The sequence below is a fragment of the Chryseobacterium tongliaonense genome, assembly GCF_041224435.1.
GTDB lineage: Bacteria > Bacteroidota > Bacteroidia > Flavobacteriales > Weeksellaceae > Chryseobacterium > Chryseobacterium tongliaoense.
In genome coordinates this window covers 115,319-133,094 of the sequence record NZ_JBGFFD010000004.1, presented here as the reverse complement: position 1 = coordinate 133,094, position 17,776 = coordinate 115,319, and the positions used below count along the sequence as shown (strand labels likewise).

Genomic DNA, 17,776 nt, shown 5'->3' with positions numbered 1-17,776 from the left:
TATTAAAAAATAAGACCAGTCTGGCAAACTATTTTTAGTATACATAAATACATCTTAAAATAATTTATCCAGCAGAAAACCAGTGAGTGTCCAAAAAATAAGAAAAGACAAAACACCTAATACAGGTGCACAAAATGCCTTACCATAAATTATCCAATTTTGTTTTCCGAAAAACTGAGCGACACCCCAGGCAACATAAATCAGCTGGGCATAAAAAGAAAGTTTTATTAATATCAGAGCGAAAGGTATACTGATATAGGTGATCAGATAAATAAATATGAGACAAAAAGTGGAAATAAAGATCCAGTTACCAAACAGAAAACTCATGAGTATGAATATTTCATAGATGTTATATTTCGATTTCCTGAACATCACCCAAACCCATAACGCATAAAAAAAGCCTGAGAATAATATGGCATATCCCAGGTGTTTATTGAGAAGTCTTTCAAAATTTCTTCCTGTCAGCTGATACACATAATCAATCCCGAAAAAAGAAAAAGGAATTTCCAGAAAGTTGGCGGTCAAGACAAAAAATACTGATGAGAATATAAGATAGATAAGAGGTTTTACATACTTTTTCCGGTTCACTTCAATGTATTCCTTCACTGAGTTTCCAGGTCTCAAAGTCATTTCTTTTAAAGTAAACAGAAAACCTTCCTCAAAATGCAATACATGCCTGATTTCATTCAGAATATACTTCCCGTCTATTTTTTTTAAATTTTCGGATTCTTTAGCTTCTCTATTTTGAGATCCTTTTCTTTCCGCTATTCTATTATTCTCTATCATATTGAGGATACTTGATAACAATATAAAATGCAAAACAAATAAAAAATTCAGATTACTCATTTCTTTCCGGCATTAAATCTTGTTATCAGGTTATCCTAGTTTGGATTAAATTTGTTAGTATTCTCAAACTTAAAAAAATGTTTTTCAGATATTTAAATTTTAAACTTCGTTAATTATATCTTTTCTTTTTTAATTATCGAATATTTCTACCTAAAATCAGTATTTCCCATACTCAGATTCCTACATTAAATCAAAATTCAATAGATAATGCATCATTCGCATATTACTGAAACAGATATTGCCCCTTCCGGACATGATTACGTTATGTGGCATGATGAGTTTTCAAGAGCAAAAATTTTTGAATTTTAACTTCAGAAAGTCATCCTGCTGCTTAAATAAATTATTTTATAGTATTTCGCAATAAAGTATAATATCTGTGGCATTTGAGATAACAAAATGTTAATTGAGAAAAACACAATATTTTGATTTTAAATAAGTTAAAATTGATATTCAAAAATTAATTGTTAGCATTTTTATTTTATACCATATAGTAAAGTCTTTACAAGATCTTAATGTTGTAAATTTCATAGTAAAAATTCGAACTATGTTTTTAAGGTTTATTATTTTCTGTTTCATTATTTCATCATTCTCTATCAAGGCCCAGATTAATGAGATCAATAATATAAAAACCAAGTATATCAACTGGCTTACCGGGGAAGGAGCTGATTACAGTAAAACAGAGGTAAGTAGTAGATACAACAGGTATATTGGCACTAATCTTACGAATGCGAAAGCTTTTGCTGACGGTTTAGATTTGAACAACCCAGGCCCGGTTTGGGATATTGTAAACAATAATAATGATAAAAGTGCTCTTAGAAATACGGTAGAAACCCAACTTATCCGGTTAGTATTTCCTTATTGTATCAAAGGGCCTATTGTAAATGGTAATCCATCAAATTCTAACTACCACAACCCTCAACTTCTTGCACAGATTATTAAAGTTTTTGATTATTTACAAGCAAAAGGCATCAGCTCCTCCAGCAATTTTACATTGAATGTGGACATACCTGAACAAATTGTAGAAATGGGAGGTTCAACAGGATTAAGAATGGGAGCTTATTCAACTTCGGTAATGATGATGAAAGAAGAATTGGTTAATGCCGGCAAGTTTGTTCATCATTTTTCCACGGTAGGAAAAATAACCGAATTTCTGGATCCTGATTATGGTGTGCTTACTTTTACTTATCCAGGTAGTAATACCGATATGATGAGATCTTTATCGCAACAAAGGTTTTGCTATATTTTATCAGAAGACGACAGCAGTGACAAAATAGCAGATATGGATTTTTTAAAAGCCTATCTTAACAATGCTCTGAAAATAAGCTATGGCTGGGCAGACAAGATTAAACCCGATTTGATGACCTTTCACCATAGAGGTGCATACTCCAATACTTATGGAGAAAATGCCGTAAATGTTATTTCAACCCTGAATCTAATACTCAAAAATACGCCGTACGAACTTTCACCCGAAGCCCGGGATTTGTTGAAAAGAACTACATTAAACTGGACAAAATTTAGTAACAGATTTGAAATTCCCCGCGGGCTGACAGGAAGATTCCCAAACGACACACAGGTACTCAATAATTTGATGTATGCTATGGCATTGCAGTATATAGCTGATCCTGTCGGGAACCAGGTTCTGGGCAAAGAGTTCAGACGACTGTGGAATACCTGCTCTACCAGCGAACGCTCTGCTCTTTATAGCAATGCCACTACAAGTATTAATGTACTTAGTGCCATGAATGCATCACAAAACATTGTACAAACACTGGCAGAGAACCCTGTGGGTGCTGTTGAAGTAACAGGTTCTTTTGGTTTTCCCTATGCAGGTTTAAGCACTCACAAATATAATGGTGCCATGGTAAGTGTGAAAGGTACAAGTAAACATATCTGGCATTACGAAAACGCAGGCAGCGCCGGAGGTACCGGTGAAAACAGATTTGGGAGATACCAATCTGCCGGGGCAATGGAAATTCTTACAGGTTCGCCCTCAACCAGAGCTGCCAGTGGTTTGGGAGTTAATGGCTGGGATTGGGCACATATTCCCGGAACAACAGTAGCCTATCTTACACCTGATCAAATGAATGATAACCAGGCACGTTTGTTCAGCGGAAAACTGTTTCTTGCTCATGCCAATTTAGATGCTACTTATGGAGTATTTGGTATGGATTATAAAGATGCCAATTCACCCACTTCAGCAACAGCCTTTAAAACCAATTTCTTTTATAAGGATAAGATATTATGCCTGGGTTCAGGTATTAATGATGTGAATGGCACTAACAGCATACACACAACATTATTTCAAACTACACTTACAACCGCAAACACACCTACAGTCATAAACGGAACTACGCATAATGTATTAAATGATGTTTTCAGCCAAAACGGCGGCGGGGTCTGGGCAACTGATGGTGTAGGCAATGCTTATGTAGTACCTGCAGGAACTATCAACAACAGCGAACTGAAGATTGTAAGGAGCAATCAGATATCGAAAGACGAATCAGGAGCCAATATAACTAATGGAAATTATGCCACAGCATATTTTAATCATGGTATAGCACCGGCAAACAGCTCTTATCAATATGCCATTGCAGTTCAGGGAGGCACTGCCGGAGCACAGGACCTTTATAATAATTTCAGCAACTATTTTTCTGTTTTACAACAGGATAACAATGCACATGTAGTACGGTTTGTTGCTGAAGATATATTTAATTATGTTATTTTTAATGCTACTACAAATTTTAATGTTGGAGTGTTAAAAAATGCAAACAAACCCTGCGTTGTAATGACTCAACTGGCCACTGCCGGTAATAGCTTAAAAGTAAGTTTAACTAATCCTAATTTAGGTATAATGCCTCTTGATGCTTTTTATACGCTTTCTCAAATCAATTCAGATGTTAACAAGGTCAATTCTATTCCACAACAGGATCCGGTAAAAATAACTGTGGCTGGCAAATGGGTTTTACAGAACCCTGCTAATGATGTTACAGCAACCATTAATGGTAATGATACTGAACTTATTTTTAATACCATTAATGGACTTACCATCCAGACCACTCTTATTCCTGAAGCATTCCTGAATGTGCAGAATGTGAAATATAATAACGAAAACTTTACCATCTCCCCCAACCCATCTAAAGGAAAAGCATCTATCATCTTCAAAAACAATCTGGTTTCTGACATCAGAATAATGGATATGGGCGGAAGAGATGTAACATCAGGAGTTCCCATGGTAAAAGAAAACAAAAGAGTACATTTAGACGTTAATAATCTTGCAACCGGTACTTACATGGTCTGCGCAGACAATACCTGTAAAAAACTGATCAAACAATAAACATCATATTTTTTAAATCCGATACAATTAAATAAAAAACCAGAGCAAACATTTTTGCTCTGGTTTTTAGTATGTCGTTATTCAGGACTTTTATTTATTTTTTATTCAATACTTTGAATTTAAAGTAAGAAACTGTTGACAAAAGAAGCATTGTTCCCAAACCTATATATACCCAAGCCGGAACCGGAACCGGATCTCCCGCTGCATATGAGTGAAGCCCGCTTAAGTAATAATTTACCCCGAAATAAGTCATTACCATTGAACAGAAAGCAAACATCGTTGCCACGTGGAATGCCCATCTGCTTCTCAGTCCCGGCACGAGTCTCATGTGCAAAACAAAAGCATACACCATAATGGAAATGAAGGCCCATGTTTCTTTCGGGTCCCAGCTCCAGTATCTGCCCCATGATTCATTTGCCCAGATCCCACCAAGGAAGTTCCCTACTGTTAAGGCAAAAAGACCGATGGTAAGAGACATTTCAGAAACAATTGCCAGTTCTTTTAAAGTAGTATCGTGATGTAATTTATAAGTCGGTTTATTTGAAATAATAAAGAATACCAATGAAATAACCGCAATAATCATCGATAAGGCAAAGAAACCATAACTTGACGTAATGATCGCAACGTGTACAATCAACCAATATGATTTCAATACCGGAACCAATGGTGTAATCTGAGGATCAAGAGCTGAACCTCCGTGTGCAAATCCCATCATGATAACAGCCACCATAAATCCAGCTGCAGGAATCAATGCATTGGCATTTCTGTATAACAACAATCCCGCAGAAATTCCTACCCAGGAGATGAAAATAATAGCTTCATAACCGTTACTCCAAGGAGCGTGGCCTGAAATATACCATCTTGCCACCAATCCTAAGAAATGGAATACATAGCCTACCAACCCTAAAACGATAATGACTTTAATGGTTTTATTTAAAATTTTGTTTGGCTTGAACAACTCAACAAAACCTAAAATCAATAATAATCCACCGATTAAGGTATAGAAAATTAATAATTTAAAATTGATATTCACTTTATTCATGAATACCTCTAAATCAACTTTAGACTTTGACGGAACAACACTTTTACCCCATTTCTGCTGATAATCCGAAAGCTTTACCAACTCAGCATCTGCCTTGCTCCAGTCTCCTGATTTTTGAGCAGCCAAAGCTTCTGCAAAATAAGGTCCCATTACCTGCTGAGATTCCATGTCCGGTTCAAACTTCTGATCTAGCCATGAATGCCATGTGTGATTAGCGTCATTTTTCACAGGAACAATTCTCATAAACTGACCACTGAAAAACTCATTAAAAATCTGAACCCTTTCGTTTACAGAAATAACTTCTTTATCATAATTGGTCTGTTCAGATGGTTTTTTACGGAAAGCTATATTGTAATCATGTTCTAAGATATAGGTAAGGTTTCCATTCGCATCAGCCGGGAAAAGGTTCATTAATGAAGTGTATCCTTCATCATCTGCCTTGGTCTTTTTCATTAATTCATCGCCGCCCTTAGTCCCCACTTTAATGATCGGAACCATCGTCCAGCTTGGTGTATCCGTATTAATAGATAAGAACCATTGGTTGGCCGTAAGAGATTTTCCGTCGGTTCCCTTGAACTCGTCTTTTTTGTATAATTTTCTTAAAATATCAAGAGCTTCAGTATTGATCGGAACAATCCTTCCTTCGAAATTCTGTACCAGAAGATACCCGAATTTATCTGCATGCTCTTTACTTATTTTATTTCTTGCAATAATTTCATCCGCAGAAATCGTTCTCATTTTAGTCAGTGGCTGAGCCAGAGAATTCTGTTGAGGTGCCGTCTGAGGCTGGGTCTGCGCTGTTCCCATTTCCGGAGCTGCATCGTGGGTATGTCCGTCTCCTTCTACATGAATGTGTTCTCTGCTTCCGTCTGTTGTGCCGTGTGTTTCAATTTTCTGGGCGTTTAATCCTAAGCTTAACAACAATAAAAGAACCGCTGCCGTCTTCTTTTTATTAACGTTGGTAAGCAATTTATTCAGCTTCCAGAAATGAGTTCCTTTCCAGAAGAAAATAAAGAACATTCCACCGAATAATAATGTATAGCCTATATAAGAGATCAGCGTTCCCCAATAATCATGGTTTACAGAAAGTACGGTTCCCATTCTGTCCGGATCAAAGCTGGCCTGAAAGAAGCGGTATCCACCATGATTAAGAACATTATTCATATAGATTTTATAAGGAGTTTCTTTTCCGCCGTCAATAATTTTCACATGGCTTTCATAAGCACTTGGAGATGAACTTCCCGGATAGGTTTCCATCACGAAATCATCCAGTTTTAATGCGAAAGGCGTATTGTAAACTTTAGGACCAAATCCCACCATAATGTTCAATCCGTCCATGGTTACCTGTTTGTAAGCATTCGGGTTTCCTTTTTCTACAGATAGATCTACCAGTTGTTTTGTTTTTGGCCCCTGAATTTCGACAGTCAGCATGTCAGGAACAGCCTGGTCTTTCTTTCTGTCGCCTTCAAAAGCTAATAATTTTCCTTTTTTAAGACCTTCAGGTACCACAAGCTTCAGTTCGTTGATGCTGTATAAGCTTCTTAAAACCAAAGGCTGGAATTCATCTTTTTTAGTATTTCCTGTTGCCTGTGTGGCCATCGTCATAAAACTCGCATCTACAGGTGTTTTAATGAATAATTTTCCGCCTTCATTTTTAAATTCAACAGCTCCGTCAATTGCCCTGTTGAAAGTCACCAGTGTTCCGTTGATCGATTTTGTTTCTCCCGGCTTGATGTAGATATTCTGTCTTCCGGTCTGTCCTGTTGATACCAGATGCAGGTATTCGGCACCGTTGGCATCAGCAATTAAACTGTCTTTTTTTCTCTGAACATATTCTTTTGCCACAACCTTTATTTCTTTCCCATGGAAATCATAAGTCGCATTGAAATCTTTATGTAAAGGTGACATCAGGTAAGGAACATCCTGATAATTAAGAACATCTCCTTTTTCTTCAATCTGAATCTTAAAGAAATTTTTATCCGTTACAATTTCGTTGGAAGTCTCGCCTTCTCTGATGTGCATGGTACCTTCAAAACTGATGTATCTTGTGATGGCGCCACCGATGAAGATAAAAACAAAAGCGAGGTGAAAAATCAAAACCGGCCATTTTTCTCTTTTCCAGAGTCTGTACCTTCCGATATTTCCGATGAAGTTAAGAATAAGCAAAAACATGATTAATTCAAACCATTTTGCTTCATAAATTAATGCTTTAGCTGTAGGTGTACCATAATCGTTTTCTAAAAACGTTGCATAAGCCATTGCAAATGCAAATATCAGCAACAGTACAGCCATTGTTCTGGTTGAGATAAGAATATCTTGGAGCTTCTTCATATTTTTTTACTTGACATGCAAAAATAAGGATGATTAAGTAAAGGGTCGATAAAAAAAGCTGTTTTTTGTCATTTTGAGGCCTGAAATCGTTATTTTGAAACATTCTTAATAATACTAAAAGCATTATAGAAAAAACAATTTTCAAGATCATGAAGAAACAGATTCATAATACCTGTTCAAAAAAAATATTTTTCATTAAATAAAAACAGATAGCATATATTTTACTACATAAACTAAAAAACTCCCATTGAATATAAATCATTCATTACAAACTCATTCAGAAACAGATTTAAGGATAAATTATCAATAAACAGGATGAATTTTCAAAAAAATAAGTATAAATTACCATTTCTTTTTGAGTAAAAAAGATTCTTTTAATGTTGAAAAAACATTAAATTTGCCCACATTGATATTATGGATAAAAAGACACAAACCAAACAACAGGAATCGTCTGAAAAAGGCAAAATCTTATCGAAACCCCGTATTTTTTTCGGGCTTATATTTATACTTTTTTCTGTAGTTCTTACCTTTTCGTTTATATCTTATCTGGCGAACTGGAAAGCAGATCAGAGTCAGGCCGGAACAATGCTTGACAAAGGGATAAAATCATCAAATATTTTTGGAAAACTCGGCGACTGGCTGGGAAATCTTTTTATTTTTGAAAGTATAGGAGTCGCTTCTTTTATCATTGCATTCCTTTTCCTTGTTTTCGGAACCCTGATTCTGAAGAAGAAGACATTTAAACCCTGGAAAACGGTCGGGCATTCATTGTTCTTCATCTGCTGGCTTCCTGTTTTATTTGGTGCTATTACCAAAGGACAAGGCGTTTTAGGTGGTGTATACGGATACCAGATTATGGATTATCTTAATGCCATTATCGGAACCGTTGGTCTTTGGGTCGTATTGGCCGCAAGTATCCTTTTATATTTCGTTTTAGAATTCAACCTGCGTCCAAGCTCAATTAAAAATAAATTGAATGAGATCAATGAAAATACCATCGGAAAAGTAAAATCAATGATGCCTAGTTCCGATGAGAATTTCGAAGCTGATGAAGAACTGGAAGAAGAGAATAAAGAAAATGAATCCAAGATCACAGTAACTGAAATGGTGGATACACCTATAAAGCCACAAGAACCTGTAAATGTTCCCAAAGGTTTCCCTGAAGTTCCTGTGTCTACCAACCTTGAAACAATTTCTACCCCTAACCAGACTTCATTTGATGATGAAAAGGAATCTTCCCAACCACTTAACCTGAATCTGAATACCAAGCCAAGCGTTCCGGTTTCAACCCCTGAGCAGGCTTTTGACATTAAACCTGCTTCAACAGCACAGGAAAATATCAAATTCAATGTTGAAGTTGCCCCGGTAGTTGACGTGTTGGATGATTCCGACAGAAAATCACAGGAACTGGTAGAAAAACACGGTCTTTACGATCATAAACTGGATCTGCCCAATTTCCATATGCCACCCGTTGATTTATTAAAAGATTACGGAAGTGAGGAAATATCCATCAATAAAGAAGAATTAGAAGAAAATAAAAATAAGATCGTAGGTCTTTTAAAGAATTTCAACGTTGGAATTGCTGAAATCAAAGCTACGATCGGGCCAACCGTTACCTTATACGAAATTGTGCCGGAAGCCGGAATACGTGTAGCTGCTATTAAAAAACTGCAGGATGATATTGCGTTGAACCTTTCTGCATTGGGAATCAGAATCATTGCACCAATGCCAGGAAAAGGAACCATCGGGATTGAAGTTCCGAGAAAAAATCCCACTATGGTTTCCATGCGTTCTGTAATTGCTTCCCAGAAATTCCAGAATACGGATATGGATCTGCCTGTTGTTTTCGGAAAAACTATTTCCAATGAGATCTTCATGGCCGATTTATCAAAAATGCCGCACTTACTGATGGCCGGTGCTACAGGACAGGGGAAGTCGGTAGGTATTAATGCGATCCTTACTTCTCTTCTTTACAAAAAGCACCCGAGCGAGTTGAAATTCGTTATGGTAGACCCTAAAAAGGTTGAGCTTTCATTATATTCAAAAATTGAAAGACACTATCTTGCCAAGCTTCCGGATGTGGATGAAGCCATCATTACAGATACCAATAAAGTAATCAATACGCTGAACTCTCTTTGTGTCGAGATGGATACAAGATATGACCTTCTTAAAAATGCTTTCTGTAAAAATTTAAAGGAATACAATAAAAAATTCACGGAAAGAAAATTAAATCCGGAAAACGGCCATCGTTATTTACCTTACATCGTTTTGGTCGTTGATGAGTTTGCCGATTTGATTATGACGGCAGGAAAAGAGGTTGAATTACCTATCGCAAGATTAGCCCAATTGGCAAGAGCAGTCGGAATTCACCTTATTGTTGCAACCCAAAGGCCATCAGTGAATGTAATCACAGGGATGATCAAAGCCAACTTCCCGGCAAGAGCGGCTTTCAGGGTGATTTCAAGTGTAGACTCCAGAACGATTCTGGATTCCACCGGAGCTGATCAGCTGATCGGTAAAGGTGATATGCTTTATTTCAACGGAAATGAGATTTTAAGGCTTCAGTGTGCTTTTGTAGATACTCCCGAGGTAGAAAGAATTGCTGAATTTATCGGCGAACAGAAAGGATATGCATCAGCGTTTTTACTTCCGGAATATGTTTCTGAGGACTCTACAAGTACAGTAGGAACATTCGATCCGAATGAAAAAGATGCTCTGTTTGAAGATGCAGCAAGAATCATAGTTTCTACCCAGCAGGGCTCAACGTCTATGCTTCAGAGACAGTTGAAGCTTGGATACAACAGAGCCGGAAGAATTATGGATCAATTGGAAGCGAGCGGTATTGTAGGTGGATTTAATGGTGCGAAAGCCAGAGAGGTCCTGATCAGTGACCTGCATTCTTTGGAACAGTTTTTGGAAGACCTGCGTAGTTAAGAGAAAAACTCAGTGTGAGTTTAACTTTTAAAAGTGAAGAGTGTCTAATGTTTACAGGTTATTATAAAAGTAAAAAAAATGAAAAAAATTATTTCAAAAGTTATATTAGGAGGTTTTATTGTTGGAGCGGTAGGTTTTACCAATGCTCAGAAAATTGATGCAAAAGCTAAAAAGATCCTCGATGATATTACAGCCAATTATAATTCTAAAAAGAACTCCTATTTCAAGTTTTCTTTCGGAAGTGGTACCAATGAGCTTGTGGATAAAACAGAACCCGGAATTTATTATTCTGCTGGAGACAAGTATAAGCTGAAAATTATGGGTACGGAACAGATCTTTGATGGAAATAAGATCTATAACATCAATGCTGAAGATATGGAAGTAACAATTGCAAAACCTAATGGCAGCAGCTCGATGTTTTCTCCTATCAATTATCTTTCCACCTACAGAAATGATTATAATGTCACTTATAACGGTAAGAAGAAAGTAAACGGCGTTAATGCTGATTTTATCAAGCTTACTCCAATCAAAGCAAACGGGATAAAATATGTTTATCTTTTTGTAGATTCCGTAAAAAAACAGATGGTAAAACTGGAACAGCACGGAAATAATAAAGATGTTGCCGTAATTGCCATTAAAGAATACAAAGAAAACCAGGAACTTGACCCGAATATGTTTGTATTTGATAAGAATAAATATAAGAATTACATAATTACAGAATTATAAAAGGGGTTAAATCAGAAGCAAATCTGTTGTTTTATGATTTTCCACTTTTATATAATGATAAAAAAATAATAAAATATAAAGTCACAAAGAAAACTTTGTGGCTTTTTGATTAATTTTGGCGAATGTTAAAAATACTAGACCGATATATCATAAAGACCTTCTTTGGGCCGTTTTTCTTTATATTCAGTGTATTGTTTTTCATATTTATTGTAAACATTATCTGGGTTCAGTTAGGGCAGTTTATGGGAAAGGGATTAAGCTACTGGCAAATCATTAAACTTCTGTTCTATCTGGGAGTAAGTGTTATCAGTATGGTACTTCCCCTTACCATTCTTTTGGCAAGTATTATGTCTTTCGGTGAATTTGGAGAGCGGTATGAGCTTGCAGCCATGAAAGCTGCGGGAATTTCACTGACCAGGGTAATGGTGCCGTTGCTGGGTGTTACCACTGTAATGGCAGTCATGCTTTATTTTTTCTCCAATAATATTATCCCGGATTTTCAACGAAAGGCAAAAAATATGCTTTTCAATATTGCACAGACAAAGCCGGCTCTGAATTTCACACCCGGCCAGTTTATTGATCAGATTCCCGGATATATGGTGAAATTTGATAAAATTTACGGCGAGAATGACGAAAATATTGAAGGGATCTTTGTGCATAGAAAAGCTACAACGTATGAAAACCAACAGTCAATTGTAGCGGAAAGGGGAAAATTCGTTCCCGCTGTCAACAAAAACTACCTTAAACTTGTCCTGTATAACGGTTACGTATTTGATGATAATTTTGCAGGAAAAGGTGAAGCCGTACGACTGAAACAACCGGATCAGGCTATCAAATTTGATACGCTGGTTTCTCATTTCGATGTCAGTGAAATCATCAATAAAGCCATAGAAGAAGAACAGATTACAGATGATTACCGTTTCCAGACATATAATCAGCTGAACAAAACCATTGACAGCAATAAAAAAGAAAACGATAAGTTTTTCACAACGGTTACCACAGATGTTCTAAATCAAACCAATACTGTGGTAAGCTACATGGATAAAACCAATAAAGCTAAAACACCGGCAAAGCTTCAGATGAAACTTGATACGATAAAGACCGATAAGAAAATGGAGATGATTTATAATGCTTATAACCGGTTAGACAACTTAAAATCAATGTTGGATGGGAAAACCAATGATTTTAAACCTAATATAAAGTATTTCAGTAAGGTTGTCATTTACCAGCAAAGGATACTCTCCTATTCGTTTACCTGTATTATTTTCTTTTTAATCGGAGCCAGCTTAGGGTCTATCATCAGGAAAGGAGGTATGGGAGTTCCTGTAATTATTGCTATTGTTATTTTCATCATATTCTATGTAATTAATGTAGGTATGGAAAATATGGCATGGTCCGGAAAGTTAAATCCTTATCTCGCGGCCTGGCTTCCGAATATGATCCTCTTCCCGTTTGGAGTGATCATGACTTATAAGGCACTTACAGATTCACAATTATTTGATGCCGAGAAATACAAAGCTTTCTTAAAACCAATCACAAAACGGTTTAGCAAGAACAAAGAACATAAAAGATATCAGTAATAAAAAGATCCGGAAATTCCGGATCTTTTTTGTTTTTAATTTTTAAATTTACGAATACTTGTAAGTTATAAATGTTCAACAAAATATCTGACCAGCAATTCCTAAATCACTTATCTTATGAAAAACACCTTATTCCTTCTAAGCCTAGTTTTTATTACTTCCTGTAAAAATGAAACGAATAAAACCGTTGATCAGAGTTCTGCTGCTGCAGATACACTGATTTCCGGACCCCAAAAGGCCTCTTCCGTGAAAGAAAATAAAATACTGACCGTAGAGGATATAAAAAAGGAATACAACATTCTTAACGGTGAACTCAGCAAAGGAAAGCTCGATTCCCTGGGTTTTAAATACGAGTGTGATGAAAGATCGGGAGAAGTTACTTTTTATTCCGATAAAGATGGACTGAAAGTTATCAAGCACTTTTATGCCGAGTACAGTCATTTTTCTTCTGTTGAAAATTATTTTATTAAAAACGGAGTTCCTTTTTTCATTTTAAAAGAAGATACGTCGTGGAGCTTCGATGGCGGTACTCCGGAAAAACCGGAAACAAAGGATGATATCATTGAACAGCGCATCTATTTACAAAACGGCAAAGCAATAAAATGTCTTGAGAAAAATTATACGATAAAATCCAGTGGCTCCAATCCTGATCCCGCTAAAATCCCCAATAAGGAAATACAGTGTTCCGGCGAGGAATTGTTAAAAACGTATGAACTGTTGTTGAAAAATAAAGAGAAAAGAGGCGAAATCAAATGCCTTTAGAAAATCTTATTGTTATTCTTTTTCAGAAGCAAGTATAAAAAAAGAGACTGTCAAAAACAGTCTCTTTTATATTTTCAATACCTGAAAATTATACTTTCATAATTTCAGCATCTTTTACTTTAAGATGGTCGTCACAAAGCTTCACGTATTTATCAGTAAGCGCCTGAATATCTTCTTCCACTCCTTTTATAACGTCTTCAGAAACACCTTCCAGTCTTTTAAGCTCTTTCAAACCGTCCTGTCTTGCATTTCTTACAACGATTTTGGTTTGTTCTGTTTCTCCCTTAGCCTGTTTTGCCAGTTCTTTTCTTCTTTCCTCCGTTAAAGGCGGTACATTAAGGATAATGTTTTCTCCGTTATTAGAAGGTGCAAAACCTAAATTAGAGTTAATAATAGCTTTTTCTATCGCATTAATAGCCGTTTTGTCCCAAGGTTGAATAGAAATGGTCATTGCATCCGGAACAGAAACATTAGCAACCTGGTTGATGGGAGTCGGAGCTCCGTAATATTCTACCATAACATCCTGCACCATAGATGTAGAAGCACGTCCTGCTCTGATTCTTTGAAATGCATGATCCAAATGTTTTATAGCTGCTTCCATGTCTTGTTTTACAGTTTCTACTATAAGATCTAATTCTTCCATTATATATTTAAAATTTGATAGGTTACACATTAATTATAAATGATGATTGATAATTGATAAATGACGAGTAACGGATAATTTTTAAATTCTTAAATCTTTCAATCTTTAAATTTAAATACCTGTTATCTTCTATCGGATTACAAATCAACTAAAGTACCAACATTCTCTCCTTCTACAATTTTCACTAAATTCCCGTCTTTATTCATATCAAATACGATGATCGGTAATTTATTTTCATGACTTAAAGTAAATGCAGTCATATCCATTACTTTAAGATTTTTTTCAAAAACTTCATCAAAAGATAAAGAATTATATTTTACAGCACCTGCATTCTTTTCAGGATCACTGTCGTAAATACCGTCTACTCTTGTTCCTTTCAGAATAACATCCGCTCCTATTTCAATAGCTCTTAAGGTAGCAGCTGTATCAGTAGTAAAATAAGGATTTCCTGTTCCGGCTCCGAAAATAACCACTCTTCCTTTTTCAAGATGTCTTACCGCACGTCTCTTGATAAAAGGTTCAGCTACCTTATCCATTTCAATGGCAGATTGTAACCTTGTCTTAATTCCTGCATCTTCCAATGCACCTTGCAGAGCCATTCCGTTGATCACAGTAGCCAGCATTCCCATATAATCTCCCTGCACTCTGTCCATTCCTTTCGCAGCACCTGCTACACCACGGAAAATATTTCCTCCTCCAATTACAATGGCAACCTCACAACCTTTATCTACTACTTTTTTTATTTCAGCAGCGTACTCCTGCAGCCTTTCATTATCAATACCATATTGTCTGTTCCCCATTAAGGCTTCACCACTAAGTTTTAGAAGGATTCTTTTATATTTCATCTTTAATTTTTAATAATTTTTTTAATAGGGTTGGTTTCCCTGAAATTTGACTTTGCAAATATAATCATTAAAAATATTGGAAAAAGAAAAATATTAAGTGTAAATAATGTTTGAAATATTTTGATACGAACGAAAAAGAATTATTTTTGCATTAATTATAAATTGAATTGAAGAAAATTGTCATTCTTTCATTATTTCTGTCAGGAATTGTTTCTTATGCACAAATGGGAACAAATGTTTATCCGTTTTTAAACATCCCGGTATCTGCCAGACAGGCTGCGTTGGGCGGAGATGCAATTACGATAAGAGATTATGATGTTTCCTTTGCTATTGCAAACCCGGCTCTACTTAATAAAGATTCAGACAAACAGCTTTCCGTCAACGGTGCTGCTTACCTCGCAGACTCAAAATACGGAACGATAGCTTTTGCCAAAGATTTTGACAACGGCCATATGGCCACCATCAATGCACGGTATATGAGCTATGGTGATATTCCGAGGACTGATGAAAGCGGTTTTGAAAACGGCCAGTTCAATGCTTCAGATGTTGCCGTCGGAGCAGGATATGCCTACCAGTTTGAAGAAGACTGGACCATTGGTGGAGGAATCAATTTTATCACTTCAAAAATCGACACCTATACTTCATCCGCAATCTCAGGAACTGCGGGAATTACCTACCATAATAAAAAAAGCAAAGAAGTAGCCTCACTGGTCTTCAGAAACTTCGGGTATCAGTTTAAATCTTTCAACGGAACAAGAGAAAACCTTCCGTTCCGGGTAGATTTGGGATATACCAGGATATTAAAGGCTATTCCGCTTGCCATTACCATTACCGCTCATGATCTGCAGCAGTTTGATATTTCTTCGGAATATAATGTCAATGGGCAGGAAGTAAATGTTGGCCGGAAAATTATGGATCACTTTTCCATCGGTGCTGAATTGTTCCCTGAGAAAAACTTTAATATCAGATTGGGTTACAATGCGAAAAGAGGAAATGAGCTTGCTGTGGCAGATCAGAGAAACTTTTCGGGACTTTCAGGAGGATTCGGAATTAAAATTTCAAAATTCCGCATTGATTATGCTCATGTAAGATACCATAACTCCTCCAATGTCAATCAAATAGGCATCTCTATGGACCTTAGCAGCCACAGGGGAGAATAATTTTTTTCACTAATTAATTTTCAATATTCTTGGTTTTTTAAAAAAAATCTTGAAATTTGCGGTATGAAAAAACCTGTAATAGCTATCGACGGGTACTCGTCTACCGGAAAAAGTTCAATATCTAAAGTCATTGCCGATAAGCTTGACCTTATTCATCTGGATACAGGTGCATTATACAGAGGGGTTACATGGTTTGCCCTTCAGAATTGTACAGATGAGAACGGTACCATCAATCTCAATCAGCTTTTTTCCTCCTTAGATCAGATTGACCTGGAGTTTAAGAATGACGAAGGAGAACTGGTTCTTTATCTCAATCATACTGATATTTCAAAACAAATCCGTTCCAATGAGGTTTCTGACAATGTAAGCCTGGTAGCCAAACAGAAAGAAGTAAGAGACTTTCTACTACAATCCCAACGCAGCCTGGCAGAAAAAGGCGGAATTATTATGGACGGACGTGACATAGGGACAGTAGTTCTGCCAAATGCTGACTTTAAATTTTTCCTTACCGCAAGTATTGACGAAAGAACTAAAAGAAGATATAATGAGCTCCTGAGCCTGAGAATTGAAGCGGATGAGCAACAGGTAAAAGAAAATCTAATTGAGCGTGACAAGATCGACAGCGAAAGGGAAATTGCCCCTTTAAAAAAAGCGGATGATGCCATTGTTATTGATAATACCCACCTTACCAAAAAAGAAACCATCGAAGTGATGCTGTCTTATATTGTTAAGATTTAACATTTTTTAATAGGACACAGGACCTATTTGGTATGTTAATTGTAATCTTTTGTACAGTAAAAACTAATATTATTAACTATTAAAAAAAACAAAAAATGTCTAGAAAAGGAAACAATACAGCAGGTATATTAGCAGGACTTCTTGCAGGTGCAGCAGCAGGTGTAATCTTAGGTATGCTTTACGCTCCCGAAGAAGGAAAAGAAACTAGAAAAAAAATAAAGGATAAGGCTAACGATCTTAAAGATCAGGCTAAAAATAAATACGGGGAAGTTTCAGAAAAAGTAAAAGATCAGTATGGAAACATTTCTTCTACTTTCAAAGAAACAGCGAGCAATGTAGCTCATACCGTAAAAGACGGGTACGATAAATACAAAGATCAGATCGTTTCTAAAACTACAGATGTCGTAAGAGATGTGGAAACAGAATTAAATGATCTTAAAAAATAATAATTTCAATTAATTTTTAAATTATAGAAGGGACTTTGCGCATTAAAGTTCCTTTTTTTGTAACTTTATAAAAAAACAGGATGATAGAGACTATTAAAGAATATGCATCTAAAAGAATAGATCTACTGAAAATAGAAGCTACTGAAAAGTCATCACTTTCTGCAGGGATTATTACCTACCTTATCGTATTACTCGTTGCTTTTGCCTTCTTTATTATCCTTTTTAATTTTGGGATAGCATTTCTTATCGGCAGGGCTTTAAATGACACCTCATACGGTTTCCTGATTGTTGCAGCATTTTATCTGGTGGTTATGTTTGTTGTCATTGCGTTCAAAAAAAGAATAGTAAATTCTGTAGCAGATCAGGTTATTAAATTTTTAAATCATTAA

The 17,776-nt window shown here is 36.1% G+C and carries 13 protein-coding genes; 9 read left to right on the top strand and 4 right to left on the bottom strand.

Going from position 1 to position 17,776, the window contains the following annotated elements; genetic code table 11:
• Positions 1-54 precede the first annotated feature (54 nt).
• The gene (locus AB8P06_RS10520; protein ID WP_369841285.1) at positions 55-786 is read right to left on the bottom strand and encodes a DUF3667 domain-containing protein; all 732 of its coding nucleotides are present in this window, start codon (positions 784-786) and stop codon (positions 55-57) included.
• 604 nt (positions 787-1,390) lie between these two features.
• Here AB8P06_RS10520 and AB8P06_RS10515 point away from each other — a divergent pair.
• Positions 1,391-4,180 carry a polysaccharide lyase family 8 super-sandwich domain-containing protein gene (locus AB8P06_RS10515; RefSeq protein ID WP_369841282.1) on the top strand — a complete coding sequence of 930 codons (2,790 nt, stop codon included), beginning with the start codon at positions 1,391-1,393 and terminating at the stop codon, positions 4,178-4,180.
• Between the two features lie 94 nt (positions 4,181-4,274).
• On the opposite strand, the gene AB8P06_RS10510 is transcribed toward AB8P06_RS10515, so the two are convergent.
• Positions 4,275-7,553, bottom strand: a complete 3,279-nt coding sequence (locus AB8P06_RS10510) for a cytochrome c biogenesis protein CcsA (protein WP_369841278.1) — start codon at positions 7,551-7,553, stop codon at positions 4,275-4,277.
• A 414-nt stretch (positions 7,554-7,967) separates the two neighbouring features.
• On the opposite strand from AB8P06_RS10510, the gene AB8P06_RS10505 reads away from it, so the two are divergent.
• From AB8P06_RS10505 to AB8P06_RS10490, 4 genes are all read left to right on the top strand, one after another.
• Positions 7,968-10,487, top strand: a complete 2,520-nt coding sequence (locus AB8P06_RS10505; RefSeq protein WP_369841275.1) for an FtsK/SpoIIIE family DNA translocase — start codon at positions 7,968-7,970, stop codon at positions 10,485-10,487.
• Positions 10,488-10,565: 78 nt separating this feature from the next.
• Entirely contained in the window at positions 10,566-11,213 is a 648-nt protein-coding gene (gene lolA1, locus AB8P06_RS10500; RefSeq protein ID WP_369841272.1) for an outer membrane lipoprotein periplasmic chaperone LolA1, read from the top strand.
• A gap of 122 nt (positions 11,214-11,335) precedes the next feature.
• A complete protein-coding gene (locus AB8P06_RS10495) occupies positions 11,336-12,793 on the top strand; it encodes an LptF/LptG family permease (RefSeq protein ID WP_369841269.1) in 1,458 nt (485 codons plus the stop codon).
• Between the two features lie 117 nt (positions 12,794-12,910).
• Complete coding sequence (locus tag AB8P06_RS10490) at positions 12,911-13,555, top strand: hypothetical protein (protein WP_369841266.1); 645 nt, start codon at positions 12,911-12,913, stop codon at positions 13,553-13,555.
• 88 nt (positions 13,556-13,643) lie between these two features.
• Here the strand turns inward: AB8P06_RS10490 and frr are convergent, their stop codons facing one another.
• The gene (gene frr / locus AB8P06_RS10485) at positions 13,644-14,198 is read right to left on the bottom strand and encodes a ribosome recycling factor (protein WP_369841263.1); all 555 of its coding nucleotides are present in this window, start codon (positions 14,196-14,198) and stop codon (positions 13,644-13,646) included.
• 137 nt (positions 14,199-14,335) lie between these two features.
• Positions 14,336-15,043 carry a UMP kinase gene (gene pyrH, locus AB8P06_RS10480; protein WP_369841260.1) on the bottom strand — a complete coding sequence of 236 codons (708 nt, stop codon included), beginning with the start codon at positions 15,041-15,043 and terminating at the stop codon, positions 14,336-14,338.
• Positions 15,044-15,210: 167 nt separating this feature from the next.
• Between pyrH and porQ the strand changes: the two genes are divergently transcribed.
• The 4 genes from porQ to AB8P06_RS10460 all read left to right on the top strand — a co-directional run bounded on the left by porQ (position 15,211) and on the right by AB8P06_RS10460 (position 17,776).
• Complete coding sequence (gene porQ / locus AB8P06_RS10475; protein WP_369841257.1) at positions 15,211-16,203, top strand: type IX secretion system protein PorQ; 993 nt, start codon at positions 15,211-15,213, stop codon at positions 16,201-16,203.
• A gap of 63 nt (positions 16,204-16,266) precedes the next feature.
• Positions 16,267-16,941: a (d)CMP kinase gene (cmk, locus tag AB8P06_RS10470; protein ID WP_369841254.1), complete on the top strand. Its 675-nt coding sequence runs from the start codon at positions 16,267-16,269 to the stop codon at positions 16,939-16,941.
• A 95-nt stretch (positions 16,942-17,036) separates the two neighbouring features.
• Positions 17,037-17,387, top strand: a complete 351-nt coding sequence (locus tag AB8P06_RS10465; protein WP_369841251.1) for a YtxH domain-containing protein — start codon at positions 17,037-17,039, stop codon at positions 17,385-17,387.
• Positions 17,388-17,467: 80 nt separating this feature from the next.
• Positions 17,468-17,776: a phage holin family protein gene (locus tag AB8P06_RS10460; RefSeq protein ID WP_369841248.1), complete on the top strand. Its 309-nt coding sequence runs from the start codon at positions 17,468-17,470 to the stop codon at positions 17,774-17,776.